The following is a 19,972-nucleotide window of genomic DNA, read 5'->3' as shown; positions in this document are numbered from 1 at the left end:
CGGCGCCCGTCCCCGCTTTAGCCGCGCCCCGACACCTTGTCCGCCAGTGTCGCCACCCGGTCCGTCGCCGTCGTGCGGCCCGTCGATTCGCGGCGGTCCGCGCCGCGGTAGGCCGCGTACATCGCCTGGACTCCGAGCCAGCGCAGCGGCTCCGGTTCCCATTTGCGGACCTTGTGGTTGACCCAGGGGAGCGTCGTGAGGTCCGTGGGGCCGGACTGGCCCGAGTCCTGTTGGATCAGGTCGCGCAGGGTGCGCGCCGCGAGGTTCGTCGTGGCGACGCCCGAGCCGACGTAGCCGCCCGCCCAGCCGAGGCCGGTGGAGCGGTCCAGGGTGACGGTGGCGCACCAGTCGCGGGGGACGCCGAGGACGCCCGACCAGGCGTGGTCGATGCGGACGCCCGCCGTGGTGGGGAAGAAGCGGACGAGGATGTCGCGCAGGGCCTGGACGGTGGCGGGCTGGGTGCGGCCGTCGTTGTCGGTGCGGGAGCCGTAGCGGTAGGGGATGCCGCGGCCGCCGAGGGCGATGCGGTTGTCGGCGGTGCGCTGGGCGTACATGTACGCGTGGGCCATGTCGCCGAGGGCTTCGCGGCCGTCCCAGCCGAGGGTGTCCCAGACGGACTGGGGGAGCGGCTCCGTGGCGATCATGGAGGAGTTCATCGGGAGCCAGGCGCGGCGCTGGCCCTTGAGGCCCGCGGTGAAGCCTTCGGTGCAGCGCAGGATGTAGGGGGCGCGGACGGTGCCGTAGGGCGTGACGGCGTGTTTGGGCCTGATCTCGGTGACGGGCGTGGACTCGTGGATGGTGACGCCGAGTGCCGCGACGGTGTCGGCGAGGCCTTTGACGAGTTTGACGGGGTGGAGCCGGGCGCCGTGGGGTGTCCAGCTGGAGGCGACGGCTCCGGCGACGCGGACGCGGTCGGCGGTCTCGCGGGCGCCGAGGAGGGCGCGGTCCTTTTCGCCGAAGGCGATCTCGACGGCGTGGAACGTCTTGAGGCGTTCGAGCTGGGCGGGGGTGTAGGCGACTTCGAGGACGCCGCCCTGGTGGATGTCGGCGTCGATGTTCTCTTCGGCGGCGGTGCGGACGACTTCGTCGACGGTGTCGTTCATGGCCTGCTGGAGGCGTACGGCGGCGTCGTGGCCGTGGAGTCGGGCGTAGCGGCCGCGGCCGGCGATGCCGTTGTAGAGCCATCCGCCGTTGCGTCCGGAGGCGCCGTAGCCGCAGAACTTGGCTTCGAGGACGGTGATGTTGAGGAAGGGGACGGCTTTCTTGAGGTAGTAGGCCGTCCACAGGCCGGTGTAGCCGCCGCCGACGATGCAGATGTCGGCGGTGGTGTCGCCGGGCAGGGGTTCCCTCGGTACGGGGAGGCCTTCCTGGGCGTACCAGAACGAGATGCCGCCGTTGACGGTGCTGGTGCTCATGTTGTCCCTGCTCCGGCGAGTGTGCCTGTGTTGTGCGGGGAGGCTACCGGCCGGCCGGTGTGGGGGAGACCTGGGGCCGGGGAAATTGCCGGGTGGGGCGGGTGGGGTGTCCGTAGGATCGCGGCATGATCGAGGTTCCGGAGGAGCTTGCGGCGACGCAGTTCACGTACGGCGGTGAGGCCGGGCGGGAGTTCATCGCGGCGCTGCCGGAGCGGGCGGCGGAGTTTTGGAGCGGTGGGAGCTGACGCGGTCGGGTGCTGCGATGCACGGCTGGTGCGCGCTGGTGCTTCCGGTGGTGCGGCGGGACGGTTCGCGGGCTGTGCTGAAGCTTCAGGCGCTCGACGAGGAGAGCGTGGGGGAGCCGGTCGCGTTGCGTGTGTGGGACGGGGCCGGGGCGGTGCGGCTGTTGGACCATGATCCGGTGACGGGCACGATGCTGCTGGAGCGGCTCGGGGGTGCGGCGCGGGCGGGGGACGTGGCCGGTTCGTGGGTGCATCTGTCGGCCGTCGAGGATGCGCGGGAGGCGGTGCGCGTGCTGGCGGAGCTGCTGGTGCGTTTGACGTCGGTGGCGGCGCCGCCGGGGTTGCGGCGGCTGGGGGACATCGCTGAGCGGATGCTGGCGGATGTGCCGGTCGCGCTGAGGTTGCTGGGGGACGTGGGGGAGCGCCGGTTGCTGGCGGACTGTGCGGCGGCGGTGCGGGAGGTGGCGGGTGAGCCGGGGGACCGGCTGCTGCACTGGGATCTGCATTACGACAACGTCATGGCGGGCGCGCGGGAGCCGTGGCTGGCCATCGACCCGAAGCCGCTGGCGGGGGATCCGGGGTTCGATCTGATGCCGGCGCTCGACAACCGTTTCGATCCGGCGGAGACGCTGTGGCGTTTCGATCTGCTGACGGAGGCGCTGGGTCTGGACCGGGAGCGCGCGAAGGCGTGGACGCTGGGGCGGGTGTTGCAGAACAGCCTGTGGGATCTGGAGGACGGGGAGGAAGGGCTCCAGGAGTCGCAGATGTCCATCGCGCGGGCGCTGTTGGCGCGTTGAGGGCGGGCCGCCGGGGCGGTGCGGGCTGCGGGGGTGCGCGCCGCAGGGGCGCGGGCCGTGCAGGGGCACTGGCGCCGGGGGCGGATGGGCGCGCGGGAATCGGCTGGCGTGGCGCGTGGTCGGGCGTGCACGCTGATCACATGATTCGTGAAGCCACACCTGCTGATGTGCCAGAGATCCTTGCCATGATCCGTGAGCTGGCGGAGTACGAGAAGGCTCCGCAGGAGGCGCGGGCGACGCCGGAGCAGTTGCACGCGGCGCTGTTCGGCGAGCGCCCGGGGGCGTATGCGCACATCGCGGAGACGGATGGGGGCGAGGTGGTGGGGTTCGCGCTGTGGTTCCTCAACTTCTCGACGTGGACCGGGGTGCAGGGGCTGTATCTGGAGGATCTGTTCGTCCGTCCGGACCGGCGTGGTGGCGGGTACGGGAAGGCGTTGCTGACGGAGCTGGCGCGGATCTGTGGGGAGCGGGGTTATGAGCGCTTCGAGTGGTCGGTGCTGGACTGGAACGCCCCGTCGATCAGCTTCTACGAGGCACTCGGTGCGAGGCCGCAGGACGAGTGGACGGTGTACCGGCTGACCGGCGAGGCGCTCAAGTCGCTTGGTTCATAGGCGAGCTGGGCGCGCGGTTTACGGCTTGGCGCCGGGGGTGCGCCGCGTGCGGGGTTCGAGGACGACCTTGCCGACGGTGCCGCGGGTCTCCAGCGCGCGGTGGGCGTCGGCTGCCCGCTCGAGCGGGTAGCGGGTCACGGCGGGGCGGAGTCGTCCTGCGGCGGCTTCGGCCAGTGCGCGGGTTTCGAGGGTGCGGATGTCGCCGCCGGCCTTCTCCAGCATGACGGGGCCGAGGACTCCCTCGGAGGTGATGCCGCGTTCGGCGAGTTCCTCGTCGGTGAAGGTCAGCGGGCTGCTGTCGGAGATGCCCTGGCTGGACCAGCCGAAGACGATGTGGCGGCCGCCCTTGCCGAGGAGGTCGACGGCGGCGCGGGCGGTGTCGCCTCCGACGGAGTCGTAGACGACGGTGGCGCGGCGGTCGCCGAGGTGTTCGCGGACGACGCCGGGCCAGTCGGGCCGGGTGTAGTCGACGGCGAGGTCGGCGCCGTTGGCGGTGACGCGGGTGACCTTGGCGGGGCCGCCGGCGAGGCCGATGACATGGGCGCCGGCGTTCTTGGCGTACTGGACGAGCAGGGTGCCGATGCCGCCGGCGGCGGCGGGGACGACGACGATGTCGTCGGGGCCGAGGTCGGTGAACTGGAGGATGCCGAGCGCGGTGCGTCCGGTTCCGATCATGGCGACGGCTTCGGCGGGGTCGAGGCTGTCGGGGATCTCGTGGAGCCGGGCGGTGTCGGTGACGGTGAGTTCGGCGTAGCCGCCCACGGAGCTTCGTCCGGGAGGTGCCCCCTGGATCAGGCCGAGGTGGGCGACGACGCGTCTGCCGAGCCAGCTCGGGTCGGCGCCCTCGCCGAGTGCGTCGACGACGCCGGCGACCTCGCGGCCGGGGACGGCGGGGAGTTCCGCGGCGGCGGGGTGGGGGCCGAGGGAGCCTTCGCGCAGGGCGGCGTCGAGGAGGTGTACGCCGGCGGCGGCGACGGCGATGCGGACCTGGCCGGGGCCGGGTACGGGGTCCTCGGTCTCTTCGTAGTGGAGGTTCTCGGGCGGTCCGAAGGTGTGGAGGCGGATGGCGTGCATGGCGGGCTCCCCTGTGTCGCGTGCCGGGTCGGGTCGCGTGCGGACCCGGGCCGCGGGGGCCCGGATCCGTTCGTGGCCCCACCCTCCGACCTCAAGTCCGCTTGAGGTCAAGCGAATCGGTGGTGCGCTTGGTGGCGAGGAGTGCGAGCGACGCGGCTTCGAGCCCGCTGTTGAACGACACCTCGGAGAGCAGTCCGGGTGCGGCGACCTGGTCGCCCGCCAGATAGATGCCGTTGCCGCGGTCGATTCCCGGACGGTCGCGCCAGGTGGTGCCGGGCAGGTCGACGGCGCCGGTACGACCGCTTGCGAGTCCTTCGCGCCGCCACTGGGTCCGCTCGCGCCAGCCGGGGAAGCCGAGGTCGAGGAGGGCTTCGGCGTGGGCGATGCCGTCGGCCTTGGACTGGTCGGGGGCGATGGGCAGCTGGCCCTGGATGAGGGACTGCCCGGCGGGGGCGAGGGAGCGGTCCGAGGCGGTGAAGCGTTCCAGCCAGCCGGGGGCGTCGAGGTCGGAGACGACGAACGGGTCGCCTCTGCGGGCGCGCAGCGCGAGGTCGATCAGGACGGTGCGGCCGCTCGGGCCCTCCAGGGTGCTGTCGCCGAGGAGGCGGCGGGCCGCGTCGAGCGAGGTCGCGACGATCACCGGGCCCCTGCGTTCGGGGAGGGCGTCGACGCGGGAGGTGGTCTCGATGCGTACGCCGAGGTCCCAGGCGCGGGCGGCCATGCGCTCGATGAGCCGGCCCCAGCCTCCGCGCGGGTAGTGGGCTTCGGGCGGCAGGGAGGTGGACCGTCGCAGCCGCTCCTGGACGAAGGCGGCGGAGAGCGATCCGGGGTCGTGGTGGAAGAGGGCTACGCCCATCCAGTGGGCTGCGGCGCGGGCGCCCTCCTCGCCGACCCGGCTGCTCGCCCAGGTGAGGAAGTCGCTGTCCACCGGGGCCTGTCCGGGTGTGGTCAGGGCCAGTCGCAGCAGGGCGAGGGGTGGGGTCCTGCGCAGGACGCCGCCGCGGCGGAAGCGGAGCCGGGCACTTTCGCGCAGCGGCGGGGTGGCCACCGGGCCGAGGAGGCCGCGCTGCTGGAGCCAGGTCCAGTGGGGGCCGCGGCGGTAGAGGGCGTGAGGTCCGTCGTTGGTCCGGTACGGGCCTTCGGCGGTGCGGGCGCGGCCGCCGAGGGTGTGGTGGGCCTCGTACAGGGTCACTTTGGCGCCGGACTCGGCGGCGGCGACGGCCGCGGTGAGCCCGGCGAAGCCGCCACCGATGACGGTGATCTCGTGCATGGCTGTCCTTCCCGTGGGGCGTTCTCGGGAAGGGGACGGATCGGGGAGGCCGATGTGTGACATCGGTGCCGGGTCCCGGCGCGGGACCGGGGTGACGGGAGGGTCAGGTGCGCGGGAAGCGCGCCTGGAGGTCCCAGATCACGGGGTTGTCCGCGAGGCCTTCGTGCATGTCGGCGAGGTCGGCGATCAGGTCGTGGAGGAAGTCGCGGGCTTCGCGGCGCAGCTCGCCGTGGCCGAAGGTGAGGGGAGGCTCGTCGCGGGGCATCCAGTCGGCCTCGACGTCGACCCAGCCGAACCGCCGCCGGAAGAGCATCCGGTCGGCGGATTCGGTGAAGTCCAGTTCGGCGTGCTGGGGTTTGGCGGCGCGGCTGCCGAGCGGGTCGCGGTCGATGCGCTCGACGATGTCGCACAGGGCCCAGGCGAAGTCGAGTACGGGCACCCATCCCCAGGCTGTGGACAGCTCGCGGTCCTCTTTGGTGTCGGCGAGATAGACGTCGCCGCTGAAGAGGTCGTGGCGCAGGGCCTGGACGTCCGCGCGGCGGTAGTCGGTCTGCGGGGGGTCCGGGAAGCGCCGGGAGAGGGAGTAGCCGATGTCGAGCACGGCTCGATGGTGTCACGGTGATGGGCTACGCGGTTCCGGGCGGCCGGGGGAGGCGGCCCGGCGGGCGCGGGGGACCCCGCGGGTGGGCGGCCGCGGTGGGGCCGCAGGTATGGCCGCCGTGGGGCCACGGCCCGTGTGACGGCTTACGGCAGCAGGCGCTGCTCCTTGGCCACGGCGACCGCTCCGGCCCGGGTGTCCACGTCGAGCTTGGCGTAGATACGGCCCAGGTGGGTCTTCACGGTCGCTTCGCTGATGAACAGCGCGCGGGCGATGTCGCGGTTGGCGAGGCCGCGTGCGAGCTGGCCGAGGATGTCCCGCTCGCGGTCGGTCAGCGTCGGCCGGCCGGTGCCGCGCATACGGTCCATGACGCGGCCGGCGACCGGGGCGGAGAGGGCGGTGCGGCCCTGGGCGGCGGCGTGGATCGCCGAGAAGAGTTCTTCGGGCCGCTCGGCCTTGAGGAGGTAGCCCGTCGCGCCGGCCTCGATGGCCCGGGTGATGTCGGCGTCGGTGTCGTACGTGGTGAGGACCAGGACGTGGACACCGGGTGCGGCGATCCGCCGGGTGGCTTCCACACCGTCGATGCCGGGGCCCAGCTGGAGGTCCATGAGGACGACGTCGGGCCGGAGCTTCGCGGCAGCGGCGACGGCTTCCTCGCCGCTGCCCGCTTCGCCGACGACCTCGATGTCGGGTTCGCTGGCGAGGAGGGCGAGCAGCCCGGCGCGTACGACGGCGTGGTCGTCGCAGAGGAGGATCCGTACGGCGGTCATGGGCGCTTCCCTTCGAAGCGGGCGGCGGTCATGGGCGCTCCCGGGGTGGGCGTGCGGGGGGTTATGGGCGCTCCCGGGGTGGGCGTGCGGGGGGCCGTGGGCGCGCCCCGGTGAAGCGCGCGCCGTCCGGCCGTGCCGTACAGCTCGCCTTCGCGGAGTACCGCGGTCATCGGTCCTCCAGCGGGATCGCCGCGGACACCACCGTGCCCTCGCCCGGTGCCGATTCGATCGTCAGGGTGCCGCCCAGCTGGCGCACGCGGGCGCGCATCGCCGCCAGGCCGTGCCCGCGTCCCCCGGAGGGCGCGTCGGTCGGCGGGGCGAAGCCGTGGCCGTCGTCCGCGATGTCCAGCACCACCTGGTCGTCCAGGTGGCTGAGGGTGAGCGTCGCCGTGGAGGCGCCCGCGTGCTCGGTCACGTTCGCCAGCGCGCCCTGGGCGATCCGCAGCAGCGCCGACTGCACCCGGTCGGGCAGCGGCACGGGGGTTCCGTCGACATGGAGGCGGACCCGCAGCGTGTCGGTGGACTCGCGCAGGGCCAGGGTGCGCAGCGCCTCGGCGAGTCCGCCGCCCTCGGCCAGGTCGGCGGGTGCGAGGTCGTGCACGAAGCGCCGGGCCTCGGCGAGGCTGCGTTCCGCGATCGACTCGGCGGTACGGACGTGACCGCGGGCGGTCGTCGGATCGCTGTCCCAGGTGCGTTCCGCGGCCTGGAGGAGCATCTGCTGGCTCGACAGGCTCTGCGCGAGGGTGTCGTGGATCTCCATGGACAGCCGCTCGCGTTCGGCGAGCGTGCCTTCGCGGCGTTCGGTGGCGGCCAGGCGTTCGGCCTGGCGCCGCATATGGAGGAAGACGGCGGTGGCCAGGACGGTGACGGCCGGTGGTACGAGGAAGAGGTTCGGGTCGACGTCGTCGGAGATCCGCCACTCGGCGATCATCACCAGCGCGCACAGCACGCCGACGAGCGCGACGGCCGCGCGGGTGGGCAGGGTCCGCAGGACGGTGTAGATCAGAGGGACGGCGCACCAGGCGAAGCTGGGGGCGAGCAGCACGATGACGACCCAGCAGGTGACGATCGCGCCGAGCAGGACGAGCGCGGGCCGCCCGGGGCGCCGGGCGATCAGCCGGTGGCCGGCGAGCTGGAGTACGGCGAGGGTGATGCCGAGTCCGACGACCCACGGCAGCCGCGGGCTGTCGGGGTGCTTGAGGAGATAGCGCAGCAGCGATCCGGCGAGGAGGGCGAGGAAGGCGGTGTTCATCACCGTCGCCAGCCATCGGTCGTCCGCGTCCCGGCCGCTGTGGTCGTCCCCGGCGCCGGAGGCCCGGCTGTCGGCAGGCCCGCTGTCGGGGGCCCGTCCGGCGGCGGGCGGTGCGTGCGACATCGTCTTGTCTCCCGGGGATCTCCTCGTGGGCCGGCTCGTCCTGCTTCGCATCGTGACCCGGCGGGACCGTCCCCGCATCGACCGTTCGGCTGACCCGGCCGTCATCCATCATGCCTGCGTTCACCAGCCGCTACGCCGACCGCCAGGCCCCGGATCCGGCCCGAGGATCGATGGCAGAGGGGGACACCTCCGCTTCCCCGCCCTTCTCCGTACTCACCCCAGGAGCCGACGATCATGAAGAAGATGTCTCTGCGTGCCCGTGTCCTGACCGGCGCTGTCGCCGCCGCCGCGCTCGGCGCGGGAACGTTCGGTGCGGTGACGGCGAACGCCTCCGCGCCGGCCGCCGAGTCGCTCGCCGCGGTGAGCGCCGACCCGGCGAACCGCAACCTCCAGCAGTCCACGCATCTGACCGTCGACGCGGCGGCCAAGGCCGCTCAGGCCGCGCTGGACGCCGCCGAGAAGGCCGGACAGCGCGTCACGGTCGCTGTCGTCGACCGCAACGGCAACACCCTGGTCACCCTGCGCGGTGACGGCGCCGGTCCGCAGTCGTACGAGTCGGCGGAGAAGAAGGCGTTCACCGCGGTCTCCTGGAACGCGCCCACCTCCGAGCTCGCCAAGCGCCTGGCGCAGGCCCCGAACCTGAAGGACATTCCCGGCACGCTGTTCCTCGCGGGCGGCGTCCCGGTCCAGGCCAAGGGTGCTCCGATCGCGGGTATCGGGGTGGCCGGTGCGCCGAGCGGCGACCTGGACGACCAGTTCGCCGCGGCGGGCGTGGCGGCGCTCGGCCGCTGATGTGTCCGTCAACTTCCGTCGACGGCACCGGAGTTGGCGCAGGACATGCCGTGCGAACCCCTGGTGGTCGGTACATGTCCCGCCTCTAGGATCGGGACATGTACCGAAGACGCCTCTTTCCGGTCGCGATGTCCGCCGCAGCGATGCTGCTGCTCACGGGTTGCCCGAGTCTCAACGGTGCCGGACATCCGGAGGTGCACGGCAAGCCGGGGGCGGCCGGGGCGGGGGACCCGCTGTTCGCGAAGCTGGGCAACGGCGGTTATGACGTAAGCCATTACGGTCTGACGCTCGATTACGACCCGGAGACCGGCCGTCTCGCGGGCACCGCCGAAATCATCGCGAAGGCGACGCAGGACCTGAGCGCCTTCAACCTCGATCTGCACGGGCTCACCGTCGACAGCGTCACCCTCGGGGCCCGTAAGGCCACGGTCGACCGGGCGGGCGACGAGGTGACGGTGCACCTGGACAAGGCCGTGCCCAAGGGGGGCCGGGTGCGGGCGGTCGTCCGCTACTCCGGCACCCCCCGGACCGTCGTCGACGTCGACCATGCCGAGGAGGGCTGGCTGCGGACCGCGGACGGCGCGCTGGCGGTCGGTCAGCCGGCGGGCTCGATGGCGTGGTTCCCGGGCAACCATCACCCGAGCGACAAGGCCACCTACGACATCAAGATCACTGTGCCGAAGGGGCTCCAGGGCATCTCCAACGGAGTGCTGCACGACCAGTACTCCACGGGTGACAAGACCACGTTCTTCTGGAAGTCCGAGCACGTGATGCCGTCGTACGCGGCGACGGTCGCGATCGGCCGCTACGACCTGACGCCGTCCGCGCTGCCCCGCACCGGTCAGCCTGTCATCACCGCGGTCGACCCGGCGGTGGCGGAGGAGACCGAGGAACTGCTCACCCAGGTCCCCACGATGATGAGCTGGTCGGCGAAGAAGTTCGGCCGGTATCCCTTCGGGGCCTTCGGTGTGATCGTCGTCCCCGACGGCGAGGTGGGTTACGCCCTGGAGACGCAGACCCGTCCCGTCTTCCCGGTGGGCGAGTTCGACGAGGCGACCCTCGTCCACGAGATCGCCCACCAGTGGTACGGCAACTCCGTGACGCCGAAGACGTGGAAGGACATGTGGCTCAACGAGGGCTTCGCGACCTATGCGCAGTGGCTCTGGGACGAGGACTACAACGACATACCGGCGCAGGAGAGCTTCGAGGAGGCCTTCGCCGACGACGCCAACTGGGGGTTCCCCGCCGCCGATCCGCCGAGCGCGGCGGACATCTCCGAGGACCCGGTGTACTGGCGGGGCGCGATGGTCCTGCACAAGGTCCGTGAGGCGGTGGGCGACCCGATGTTCTTCAGGATCCTGCCGCTGTGGGCTCAGACGCGGATGTACGGCAACGCGTCGACCGCCGACTTCACGTCGTACGTGGAGAAGATGTCAGGCAAGGATCTGGACGCGGTGTGGGACACCTGGCTGTACGGCGAGGAGAAGCCGGACGCGCCGTGACGGCGGGGGCAGGTGAGTTGAGCAATGGACGTCCTGGCTCTGAACGTCCGGGTTCTGAACGTCCGGGCTGTGTACGTCCGGGCTGTGTTCGCCCGGGCTCTGTACGACGGAAGCCCGCGGCCGGTGCGGCCGCGGGCTTCCCCGCCGAGGCGGACGTCGTTACGTCGACGGTGAGGATCAGAGGTTGACGCCGAAGTCGCGGGCGATGCCCTCCAGGCCCGAGGCGTACCCCTGGCCGACCGCGCGGAACTTCCACTCCGCGCCATTGCGGTACAGCTCGCCGAAGACCATCGCGGTCTCGGTGGCCGCGTCCTCGCTCAGGTCGTAGCGCGCGAGCTCGGCGCCGCCGGCCTGGTTGACGATACGGATGTAGGCGTTGCGCACCTGGCCGAAGTTCTGGCTGCGGGTGACGGCGTCGTAGATGGAGACCGGGAAGACGATCTTGTCGACGTCGGCGGGCAGGCCCGCGAGGTTGACGTTGATCTGCTCGTCGTCGCCGCCGCCCTCGCCCGTGCGGTTGTCGCCGGTGTGGACGATGGTCTGGTCCGGCGTCGACTTGTTGTTGAAGAAGACGAAGTGGGCGTCGGAGGCCACCTTGCCGCCGGGGTTGACGCCGATCGCCGAGGCGTCGAGGTCGAAGTCGGTGCCGGTGGTGGTGCGGACGTCCCAGCCGAGGCCGACCGTGACGGCGGTCAGGCCCGGTGCCTCCTTGGTGAGCGAGACGTTGCCGCCCTTGGACAGGCTTACTGCCATTGGGATGTCCCCTTCGTGTTCGAGTGTGCGGGCTTCGAGCCCTCCCGAAGCTACCGTCACCCGACATAACGCGGGCAGGGGACTGCGAGGTTCCATGCGAAGAGGTTCCATGCGGATTCCGTACGCAAGCGGTCCGCCGGGTTCCGTCGGGTTCCGCCACGTTCCGCCGGGTTCGCCACCGGATCGCGCCGTGTGCCGCGGGATTGCGCCGGACGGCGTCGAAAACGGGGTGACGCGAAAGGCGCGGGCAGGCGACCATGGACACATGTCCGGGCCCTACATCATCCGCGGTTCGGTCTCCCTGCCGGAGGCCGAGCTCATCTGGCGTTTCTCCCGGTCGTCCGGGCCCGGCGGCCAGCACGTCAACACCAGTGACTCGCAGGTCGAGCTGCGCTTCGACCTGGCGAACACGGACTCGCTGCCGCAGGTCTGGAAGGACCGCGCGCTGGAGCGGCTCGCGGGGCGGCTGGTCGGCGGTGTGATCGCGGTCCGCGCGTCCGAGCACCGCTCTCAGTGGCGCAACCGGGAGACCGCGGCGGTCCGGCTGGCGGCCCTGCTCGCCGAGGCGACGGCGCCGCCGCCGAAGCCGCGACGGGCGACGAGGATTCCGCGCGGCATCAACGAACGGCGGCTGCGGGAGAAGAAGCAGCGGGCGGAGACGAAGCGGGGCCGCGCGGGGCGGGACTGGTAGTTCCGGCCAGGCCCCGGGCCCCGGGCCGTGCCCCGCCTGCCGATTGCGCCGGTCCGCGCGCCCCGGTACCGCTGTGCGGGCCGTGTCCTCAAGCGCCGGACGGGCTGGGTGTGTCTGCCCGCGCCCGACGAGCGGGTGCGCTGGCCGTGTCCGCCCGCGCCGGACGGGCTGGGTGTGCAGGCCCTGTCCTCAACTGCCGGACGGGCGTGTTGTACGGCTTGTGTCCGCCGCGTCGGACGAGCCGGGTGCGCTGGCCGTGTCCGCCCGCGCCGGACAGGCTCCATGTACGGCCTGTGCGCTCACGTGCCCGACAGGCCGGCACACGGCCCCGCGCCGCCGCCCGTCAGTTCAACTGGCGGTACCTGCCCCGGAAATACGTCAGCGGGCCGCCCTCCCCGCTCGGCAGGTTCGCCTCCAGGACCCGGGCGATCACCAGGGTGTGGTCGCCCGCCACCACCCGCTGTTCCGTACGGCACTCCAGCGTCGCCAGCGCACCGCCGACCAGCAGCGCACCGCTCACCTCGCCCCGGACGTAGGGGATGTCCTCGAACAGCAGCCGGTCGCTGATCCGGCCCTTCATCGCGAAGCGGCCCGCGATGTGACGCTGGCTCTCGGACAGCACCGAGACCCCCCACAGTGGCTGTTCGGCCAGCAGGTCGTCCATCCGGGAGCCGTCGCGCAGGCTCACCATCACCAGCGGGGGTTCCAGAGACACCGAGAGGAACGCGGTCGCGGTCATACCGACGTCCTCGCCGCGCGGGCCGTCGTCGGCGTCGTACGCGGTCACCAGCACCACACCCGCGGCGAGCCGGGACATGGCTGCGCGGAAATCCTCGTTCGTCACCCCCTCAGGATGGGGGATGACGGCGGGCGCGGAGGCAGGGGTCGTCGGAAGCACACCGGGAACGCTAACCTCGGCCGTCCCGGACCCGCATCGGGCCCGGGGACCAGGCAGGACCTAGGTCCAGCGGCCGGGATTTGCGTTCCGGGAAGGCCGGGAAAGTCCGAGCGCACATCCACCCGCCACCGCAACCCCTGGTCATTTGATGTGACTTGAGTCACAGAGTGCACTATTTGTTGACCCTGTGTACCGAGTGGACAGCTCGCTGTGATTCAGTGGCCGTGATACCGCAACGAGAAGGCCGATCAGAACCCTGGAGTTTGCTGTCGAGGTCTCGGGGAGAGCGAGCATGGAGACCGAGTCGGAGCCCTACGTCCGTCTTGCGACCCTGCGGCAGCTGCACAAGGTGGTCGCCGACCTCAACACGGCCCGCAGCCTGGCCGACACCCTGCAGACCGTCGCCGACGGGATCGTGGCGGGACTCGGCTACGAGCTGGCGTGTGTGAACCTCGTACGCCCCGACGGTGATCTCGTGGTCGCCGCGTTCGCCGGCAGTGCGGCCGCCGAGGCCCTGATCACCGGCCGGGTCGGCTCGCGTCCCTCGTGGGAGCGCCGGCTGTCCATGGGCGAGGCCTGGGGCGAGCTGCGGTTCATCCCGCACACCGAGGGCTGGGTGCTCATCGAGGACGACGTGCCGCAGTGGCACACCGAAGGTCCCGATCCCCGCTTCGAGGACGAGTGGCACCCCCAGGACCGGCTCTACGCGCCGATGTACGCATCGGGCGGCGGCCGTGAACTCCTTGGAGTCATCTCGGTGGACCGGCCGCGCAACGGCCGCCGTCCGGGTCCGTGGGGCCAGGAAGCCCTCCAGATGTACGCGTCCCAGGCGGCGATTGCGATCAGCAACGCCCGGCTGCGAGCAAACATGCAGCGGGCGCTGGTCCGCCTGGAACGCGAGCAGCAGGCGCTGCGCGCGAGCGAGGAGTCGTTTCGCCAGGCCTTCGAATACGCGCCCAGCGGGATGGCGATCGCGGAGATGGGCGGCGATCAGCACGGCAGGCTGCTGCGCACCAACGACGCGCTGTGCCGGCTGCTGGGGCGGCCGGCGTCGGCGATGCGGCGCTACTCCTTCGCCGACCTGGTGCACCCCGAGGACGTCGGCACGCTGCTGCGGACCTCCGCCGAGGGCGGGCGGGCCGAGCTGCGGCTGGGGCGGCGGGACGGTTCGTACGTCTGGGTCTCGCTGCGGAACTCCGTGGTCGCCGACACCGCCGACGGGCCGCGCTTTCTGCTCACGCACGTCGAGGACATCGAGGACCGCAAGCGCCACGAGCTCCAGCTGGCGCACCGGGCCTCGCACGACGCGCTGACCGGACTGCCCAACAGCGCCGAGCTGCGGGCCCGGCTCAGCTCGCGGCTGTGCGAGCGGCCGCACGGGGCGCGGGAGGCGGCGATCGAGGCGCTGGACGCGGCGTACGACGCCGACCCCGACACGATCTTCCACACCGAGGGCTTCGACTTCGGGCCGGTGGGCGTGCCCTACGACCACCATGTGCACACGATCGCGCCGGACAGTGAGATCGACGACGGTACGAAGGGGCTCGCGGTTCTCTTCTGCGACCTGGACGGCTTCAAGTCGATCAACGACCGGTTCGGGCACCAGACCGGCGACGCGGTGCTGGTCGAGGTCGCGCGCCGGCTGACGACGGGTGTGCGCGAGGGGGACACCGTCGCGCGGCTCGGGGGTGACGAATTCGTCGTCCTCGCCGACGGCCTGGGAGCGGCGGACGCCGCTGACCTGGCCGTTCGCCTGCGGAACGCCATCATCCTGCCGATCCGGGTGGACGGCCGGGGTGTGCGGGTCGGGGCGAGCTTCGGCATCGGCTGGGCGAGCTGCGGGATGTCCGTGGACGAGGTCCTGCAGTCCGCCGACCAGCGGATGTACGTGGAGAAGCGGTCCCGGGCGAAGGTGCACCGCCGCGCGGGCTGAGGGTGAGCGGCCGCGCCCGCGGACGAAGGGCGGGCGGGCCGGATGAGGCCAAGGCCACCCATGTGGTTACTCCGAACCGGGTAGGCTCGCCCGCGTCGGCGTTGTGCTGACGAGATGGTGAGGAGTGACTAGGGATGACGGCCGCGAACAACGGCGCGAGCACGCCCGAGGACGACGATCCGTTCGGCTACCTCTACGAGGACGGCCGGGCAGCGGGCGCGACACCGCCTGGACAGGGCCGCGGTTACGGCTACCCGGGTCCGGCGGCGCAGCCCGGTGTCCCCAGAACCTCTTACAACCAGGTGCGGACGGTCGGCGAGCGTCAGTACGGCCAGCAGGTCCCGCAGCAGCAGACGTATGCGCAGCAGGGCCAGCCGACGGCGCAGTACGCGGCCCCGGAGACCTACCCCGGCGGCGCGCCCACCCGCCAGACCCCGCTCCCGGGCACCCCGAGCCACAGCGGTGGCCACGGCGGCGGCCGCAGCGGCGGTCCGAACACCAAGGGCCTGCTGATCGGCGCGATCGCGGTGGTGGCGGTCGTGGTGATCGGCATCGCGGCGGCGCTGATGACGGGCGGCGGCGAGGACGACAAGGCGGACGGCTCGGGCAAGCCGGGCGGCGACGCGACGGCGGGGGAGTCGGTGGAGCCGAGCGGTGAGGCGTCGGACCGTCCGGCGGACCCCCCGCTGCCCAAGCAGGACGCGGCGACGCTCCAGCTCGGTGCGCCCGCGGTGCTCGCCAAGGACATCAAGGGTGCGGAAGGCGCCGGCGGCGCGTACGTCACCGGGTTCAACGCCCCGGGTGCTTCGGTCACCTGGAAGGCGAGTGTCAGCGAGGAGAAGACGTACCGCCTGTATGTGCGTTACGCCATCCCCGCGCAGGACGCCAACGCCACCCTGACCGTGAACGGCAAGGCGAACACCAACCCGCTGGGCCTGAAGAACTTCGTCAAGTCCTCGGACCCGAACTGGGAGAAGAACTGGCAGACCACATGGGCGCCGGTCAATCTCCAGAAGGGTGAGAACGAGATCAAGATCTCGTGCGAGGCGGGCAATCAGTGCAACGCCATCCTCGACTGGCTCCAGGTCAGCGACGGGGCGATCTAGCCCTCCCGAAGGTGCTCCGCCCGGTGGCCCGGGCGGAGCCGAGTGATGGGCACGGGCCCGGCCCGGCCGTCACAGCAGCCCCAGGAACCCCGCCACCACTGACGACATCGCCTCCCGTGCCGGTGCCAGGTACTTCCTCGGGTCCACCGTCTTCGCGTCCGCGTCCAGGAACGCGCGTACCGCTCCCGTGAACGCCGTGTTCAGGGCCGTGCCGACGTTGATCTTGACCATGCCCGCTGCCACCGCCGCGCGGATCTCTTCGTCCGGGACGCCCGACGAGCCGTGCAGGACCAGGGGGACCGGGACCGCCTCGCGCAGGGCGGCGATCAGGGTGTGGTCGAGCGTCGCCGTGCGCTGTGTCATCGCGTGGCTGGAGCCGACCGCGACGGCCAGTGCGTCCACTCCCGTCGCCGTGACGTAGGCCGCCGCCTCCTCGGGGTCGGTCCGGACGCCGGGGGCGTGGGCGTCGAGCGGGGCCTCGCCCTCCTTGCCGCCGACCTTGCCCAGTTCCGCCTCGATCCACAGGCCCCGTTCGTGGGCCCAGCGCACCGCGTCCTCCGTGGCCTCGATGTTCCGTCCGTGAGCGAGCCGTGAGGCGTCGTACATCACCGAGCTGAAGCCCTCGTCGGCCGCCGACCGCAGCAGGGCCCCGGTGACGACATGGTCGAGGTGGAGCGAGAGCGGCGCGGAGGAGGCGCGGGCGACGGCTGCCGTCGCGGCGGCGATCGCGGAGAGGGTGCCGCCGTGGAACTTCACCGCGTTCTCGGAGATCTGGAGGATCGCGGGCGCTCCCGCCGTCTCCGCTCCGGCCGCGATCGCTTCCGCGTGCTCCAGCGTGATGACGTTGAAGGCGGCGATCCCGCGGCCTTCGGCCGCCGCGGCCGAGACCAGGTCACCGGTGTTGACGAGGGGCATGGTGCGTCTCACTTCCCGGGCGCCTGGCCCGATTGTCCGGGCCGCTGCCCTGGTGGTGGCTCACGCCGCGGTCGCGTCTTCGGTCACGGTGACGCGCGGCAGCAGTTCCTCGTACGCGGCGGGGTCGAACTCGCCTGCCGCCGGGGCCAGTACGGTCGCCGCCGACAGGGCGACCGCGCGGGCCAGCCGGTCCGGCCAGGGCAGTCCCTCGACGAGTCCCGCGAGCAGGGCCGCGACCACCGAGTCCCCGGCGCCCGTCGGGTTGCCCTGGACGGGAGCCGGCGGAGCGGCCTGCCATATGCCGTCCGGGGTGGCCGCGAGCAGGCCCTCGGGGCCGAGGGAGGCGACGACGGCGTGGGCTCCGCGGCGGCGCGCGTCCCGGGCGGCGCGCAGCGGTTCGCGGGAGCCGGTGAGCCGGGCCAGTTCGTCGGCGTTCGGCTTGGCGAGGTCGGGGCGGGCGGCGATGCCGCGGCGCAGGGGTTCGCCGCTGGTGTCGAGGAGGGTGGGGACGCCCGCGGCGCGTGCTCTGCGGACGAGTTCGGCGTATGCGCCGACGTGGATGCCGGGCGGCAGGCTGCCGCACAGGGCTACCGCGTCGGCGTCCCGCAGGAGGGTCTCGTAGGCGGCGAGGAAGGCCGTCCACTCCGTGGGCGTGACGGTGGGGCCCGCTTCGTTCAGCTGGGTGGTGTCGCCGGTCGCGGCGTCGACGACGGCGACCGTGCGGCGGGTGCTGCCCTCGATGGGTACGAGCGCGTCGCGCGGGGGCAGCGGGGCGAGCAGTTCGCGCAGGACGGCGCCGACGGATCCGCCGACGAAGCCGGTGACGACGCTCTCGTGGCCGAGCGCGGCGAGTACCCGGGCCACGTTGAGCCCCTTGCCGCCGGGGCGTTCACCGACCCGGTCGACGCGGTGACTGGTGTGCGGGGTGAGGGCGTCGACCGTGTAGGTGATGTCGAGTGCGGTGTTGAGCGTGACCGTCAGGATCACCCGGTGACACCCCTTCGGAACGCGTGAGCGGTATCCGTACGGGTCCTGATCATGCCAAACACAGGGCGGTCGGCCCAGCCCCCCGGCCAACCGCCTTGCCATGTTCCGTGGCGAAATGCCGCTACTTGGGGTCAATCACCCATTCGCCCTTGCGCATCACGCCGACCAGCGTGAAGTCCTCGTCCAGCACCACGAGGTCCGCGTCCTTGCCGGGTTCCAGCGAGCCGATCGTGTCGTCCATGCCGAGCAGCCTCGCGGGGTTGGCCGAGATCGCCCGGACGATGTCCTCCACGGGCAGCCGGTCCACGGTCGCCGCGCGCCGGAACGCTGTGTCGAGGGTGAGGGTCGAGCCGGCGATCGAGCCGCCGTCGACGAGACGGGCCACTCCGTCGGTGACGTCGACCGCGAGCGGGCCGAGCTGGTAGCGGCCGTCACCGAAGCCCGCCGCGTCCATCGCGTCGGTGATGAAGGCGACGCGGTGCGCGCCGGCGCGGTGGAAGGCGAGTTCGAGGGCGGCGGGGTGCAGATGCGTGCCGTCGTTGATCAGCTCGACGGTGACCCGCTCGTCCTCCAGCAGCGCGGCGATCGGCCCGGGTGCGCGGTGGCCGAGCGGGGGCATCGCGTTGAACAGGTGGGTCGCCACGGTCGCGCCCGCCTCGATGGCCTCGACGGTCTGCTCGTAGGTCGCGTCGGTGTGTCCGATCGCGGCGATCACGCCGTGGTCGGCGAGCAGGCGTACGGAGTCGATGCCGCCGGGCAGTTCGGTGGCCAGCGTCACCATGCGGGCGGTGCCGCGGGCCGCGTCGACGAGCCTGCGCACAGAGGCCGGGTCCGGGTCGCGCAGCAGGTCCTCGCTGTGTGCGCCCTTGCGGCACGGCGAGATGAACGGTCCTTCGAAGTGGATGCCCGCGAGGTCGCCCTGCTCGACGAGTTCGGACAGGAACCCGGCGCGGCGGGCGAGGAAGTCCATCTCGCCGGTGACGGTGGAGGCGACGAGCGTGGTCGTGCCGTGCTCGTGGTGGGTCCGCACGCCGCGCAGGACGTCCTCGGCGCTGCCGCTGGTGAAGGACGCCCCGCCGCCGCCGTGGTTGTGGATGTCGACGAAGCCGGGGACGACCCAGTGGCCGGACAGATCGCGGACGGGCGCGCTGTCGGGTGCCGCGGCGACGATCTTCGTGCCCTCGACGGAGATCCGCCCACCGTCGACGGTCCCGGTCGGCAGGACCACCCGGGCGCCGGTCAGAACGGTGCTGTCGGCGCGTACGGCGCTTGCGGCCATTAGGTGGTTACCTCCGAGTCGGTGGCGAGCAGATCCCAGGCGAGCAGTCCCGCGCCCAGGCATCCGGCGGTGTCCCCGAGGGCTGCGGGGACGATGGCGGGCAGTTTCTGGAAGGTGACGCGCTTCTCTACGGCTGCCCGCAGCGGTGTGAACAAGGTTTCCCCCGCCTCCGCGAGACCGCCACCGATGATCAGGGTGCGGGGGTCCAGGAGGGTGAGCGCGGTGACGAGGCCGGCGGCCAGGGCGTCGACCGCGTCGGCCCATACGGCGGCGGCCTTCGGGTCGCCGGACTCGACGGCCTTGGCGCAGTCCGCGGCGTCGGCCTGCGGGTCGCCGCTCGCCGCCGCCCAGGCGCGGGTGACGGCCGCGGCGGAGGCGAGGGTCTCCAGACAGCCGCGCTGGCCGCAGCCGCAGTCGGGGCCGTCGGGGCGTACGACGATGTGGCCGATCTCGCCGGCGTATCCGTGGGCTCCCGCCTCGATCGCCCCGGCGATGCCGATGGCGCCGGCGATGCCGGTGCCGAGCGGGACGAAGAAGAACCGGTCGGCTCCCTTGCCGGCGCCGATGCGGCCTTCGGCGAGTCCGCCGGTGCGCACGTCGTGGCCGAGGGCGACGGGCACGCCGTCCAGCCGCTCGCTGAGGAGGTCGCGCATGGGGACGTCGCGCCAGCCGAGGTTCGCGGCGTAGACGGCGATGCCGTGTTCGGCGTCGATGATGCCGGGCACGGCGACACCCGCGGCGACGGCGCTCTCGCCGAGGTGTTCGCCGCCGTACGCGCGCAGCTCGACGGCGAAGTCGAGGATCGACCGGACGACCGCGTCGGGCCCGCGCTCGCGGCCGGTGGCGCGGCGGGCCTCGTACAGGAGCGTGCCGTCCGCCCCGACGAGGGCGGCTTTCATGCCGGTGCCGCCCACATCGAGGGCGATGACGTGTCTCACGGAGACAGTCTGGCGCGAGAGTGGCA

General features: G+C 72.3%; 18 protein-coding genes and 1 pseudogene. 7 read left to right on the top strand and 12 right to left on the bottom strand.

Annotated elements, in window-relative coordinates:
* Positions 1-17: 17 nt before the first annotated feature.
* A complete protein-coding gene (locus OHA05_RS16545) occupies positions 18-1,415 on the bottom strand; it encodes an NAD(P)/FAD-dependent oxidoreductase (RefSeq protein ID WP_328861032.1) in 1,398 nt (465 codons plus the stop codon).
* Positions 1,416-1,540: 125 nt separating this feature from the next.
* Here OHA05_RS16545 and OHA05_RS16540 point away from each other — a divergent pair.
* Both OHA05_RS16540 and OHA05_RS16535 read left to right on the top strand, forming a co-directional pair.
* Positions 1,541-2,454: pseudogene (locus OHA05_RS16540) on the top strand (aminoglycoside phosphotransferase family protein).
* A gap of 140 nt (positions 2,455-2,594) precedes the next feature.
* Positions 2,595-3,065, top strand: coding sequence for a GNAT family N-acetyltransferase (locus OHA05_RS16535; protein ID WP_328861031.1), 471 nt, complete (start codon positions 2,595-2,597; stop codon positions 3,063-3,065).
* Between the two features lie 18 nt (positions 3,066-3,083).
* Here OHA05_RS16535 and OHA05_RS16530 read toward each other — a convergent pair whose 3' ends face one another.
* The 5 genes from OHA05_RS16530 to OHA05_RS16510 form a co-directional block, all read right to left on the bottom strand.
* On the bottom strand, positions 3,084-4,139 hold the full coding sequence (locus OHA05_RS16530) for a zinc-binding dehydrogenase (RefSeq protein WP_328861030.1): 1,056 nt from the start codon (positions 4,137-4,139) through the stop codon (positions 3,084-3,086).
* Between the two features lie 91 nt (positions 4,140-4,230).
* On the bottom strand, positions 4,231-5,409 hold the full coding sequence (locus OHA05_RS16525) for an FAD-dependent oxidoreductase (protein ID WP_328861029.1): 1,179 nt from the start codon (positions 5,407-5,409) through the stop codon (positions 4,231-4,233).
* A 103-nt stretch (positions 5,410-5,512) separates the two neighbouring features.
* Entirely contained in the window at positions 5,513-6,010 is a 498-nt protein-coding gene (locus tag OHA05_RS16520) for a hypothetical protein (RefSeq protein ID WP_313945597.1), read from the bottom strand.
* 143 nt (positions 6,011-6,153) lie between these two features.
* Positions 6,154-6,777, bottom strand: a complete 624-nt coding sequence (locus OHA05_RS16515) for a response regulator transcription factor (RefSeq protein ID WP_313945598.1) — start codon at positions 6,775-6,777, stop codon at positions 6,154-6,156.
* Positions 6,778-6,943: 166 nt separating this feature from the next.
* Positions 6,944-8,152 (bottom strand): sensor histidine kinase, encoded by a 1,209-nt coding sequence (locus OHA05_RS16510; RefSeq protein ID WP_328861028.1) that lies wholly within the window; start codon positions 8,150-8,152, stop codon positions 6,944-6,946.
* 234 nt (positions 8,153-8,386) lie between these two features.
* Here OHA05_RS16510 and OHA05_RS16505 point away from each other — a divergent pair, with 234 nt between their 5' ends.
* Together OHA05_RS16505 and OHA05_RS16500 are read left to right on the top strand one after the other, a co-directional pair.
* Positions 8,387-8,944, top strand: coding sequence for a GlcG/HbpS family heme-binding protein (locus tag OHA05_RS16505; RefSeq protein ID WP_328861027.1), 558 nt, complete (start codon positions 8,387-8,389; stop codon positions 8,942-8,944).
* Positions 8,945-9,042: 98 nt separating this feature from the next.
* Entirely contained in the window at positions 9,043-10,446 is a 1,404-nt protein-coding gene (locus OHA05_RS16500; protein ID WP_328861026.1) for a M1 family metallopeptidase, read from the top strand.
* Between the two features lie 177 nt (positions 10,447-10,623).
* Here the strand turns inward: OHA05_RS16500 and OHA05_RS16495 are convergent, their stop codons facing one another.
* Positions 10,624-11,199, bottom strand: coding sequence for a TerD family protein (locus OHA05_RS16495; RefSeq protein WP_328861025.1), 576 nt, complete (start codon positions 11,197-11,199; stop codon positions 10,624-10,626).
* Between the two features lie 265 nt (positions 11,200-11,464).
* Between OHA05_RS16495 and arfB the strand changes: the two genes are divergently transcribed.
* Positions 11,465-11,890, top strand: a complete 426-nt coding sequence (arfB, locus tag OHA05_RS16490; protein ID WP_313945602.1) for an alternative ribosome rescue aminoacyl-tRNA hydrolase ArfB — start codon at positions 11,465-11,467, stop codon at positions 11,888-11,890.
* Between the two features lie 343 nt (positions 11,891-12,233).
* Here the strand turns inward: arfB and OHA05_RS16485 are convergent, their stop codons facing one another.
* Positions 12,234-12,788: a flavin reductase family protein gene (locus OHA05_RS16485; RefSeq protein ID WP_313945603.1), complete on the bottom strand. Its 555-nt coding sequence runs from the start codon at positions 12,786-12,788 to the stop codon at positions 12,234-12,236.
* 292 nt (positions 12,789-13,080) lie between these two features.
* On the opposite strand from OHA05_RS16485, the gene cdgB reads away from it, so the two are divergent.
* Both cdgB and OHA05_RS16475 read left to right on the top strand, forming a co-directional pair.
* Positions 13,081-14,721 (top strand): diguanylate cyclase CdgB, encoded by a 1,641-nt coding sequence (gene cdgB, locus OHA05_RS16480; protein ID WP_328861024.1) that lies wholly within the window; start codon positions 13,081-13,083, stop codon positions 14,719-14,721.
* Between the two features lie 134 nt (positions 14,722-14,855).
* Positions 14,856-15,827: a CBM35 domain-containing protein gene (locus tag OHA05_RS16475; RefSeq protein WP_313945605.1), complete on the top strand. Its 972-nt coding sequence runs from the start codon at positions 14,856-14,858 to the stop codon at positions 15,825-15,827.
* Positions 15,828-15,896: 69 nt separating this feature from the next.
* On the opposite strand, the gene OHA05_RS16470 is transcribed toward OHA05_RS16475, so the two are convergent.
* The 4 genes from OHA05_RS16470 to OHA05_RS16455 form a co-directional block, all read right to left on the bottom strand.
* A complete protein-coding gene (locus tag OHA05_RS16470; RefSeq protein ID WP_313945606.1) occupies positions 15,897-16,742 on the bottom strand; it encodes a class II fructose-bisphosphate aldolase in 846 nt (281 codons plus the stop codon).
* A gap of 60 nt (positions 16,743-16,802) precedes the next feature.
* Positions 16,803-17,729, bottom strand: a complete 927-nt coding sequence (locus OHA05_RS16465; protein ID WP_328861023.1) for a 1-phosphofructokinase family hexose kinase — start codon at positions 17,727-17,729, stop codon at positions 16,803-16,805.
* A gap of 121 nt (positions 17,730-17,850) precedes the next feature.
* Positions 17,851-19,008: an N-acetylglucosamine-6-phosphate deacetylase gene (gene nagA, locus OHA05_RS16460; protein ID WP_313945608.1), complete on the bottom strand. Its 1,158-nt coding sequence runs from the start codon at positions 19,006-19,008 to the stop codon at positions 17,851-17,853.
* The gene (locus tag OHA05_RS16455) at positions 19,008-19,907 is read right to left on the bottom strand and encodes an ROK family protein (protein ID WP_391844802.1); all 900 of its coding nucleotides are present in this window, start codon (positions 19,905-19,907) and stop codon (positions 19,008-19,010) included. Before OHA05_RS16455 ends, nagA begins: the two co-directional genes overlap by 1 nt.
* Between the last annotated feature and the right edge of the window lie 65 nt (positions 19,908-19,972).

It is taken from the genome of Streptomyces sp. NBC_00306 (assembly GCF_036169555.1).
Lineage (GTDB): Bacteria > Actinomycetota > Actinomycetes > Streptomycetales > Streptomycetaceae > Streptomyces > Streptomyces achmelvichensis.
This window is presented reverse-complemented; position numbering and strand designations above follow the sequence as displayed.